The sequence below is a fragment of the Acinetobacter sp. ANC_7654 genome, from assembly GCF_056779855.1.
On the sequence record NZ_JBWYIR010000038.1, the window covers coordinates 1 to 207 of the forward strand.

At 41.1% G+C, this 207-nt stretch carries 1 protein-coding gene; it reads right to left on the reverse strand.

All coding sequences use genetic code 11. From position 1 onward, the window contains the following. On the reverse strand, positions 1 to 207 hold a 207-nt coding region (locus AC1M86_RS14830; protein ID WP_481608264.1), incomplete at both ends, for a dioxygenase family protein.

A 207-nucleotide genomic window follows, 5' to 3' on the forward strand; every position in this document is an offset into this window, starting at 1 on the left:
GTTTGTCTAATACAAACTGAGTTGTACCTTCTGGTGGGCAGCCATAACCTACAGGCATTGTGGTTAATGCTGTATATTGACCTTGTGCATCCGTGAAGATCGTACGACGTAAGTTAAAGTCAGATTGAGACTTATCAAAGAACGAGTAGTTACCTAAGCTGTTTGCATGCCAAACTTCAACTTTAGCGCCTTCAATGATGTTACCTT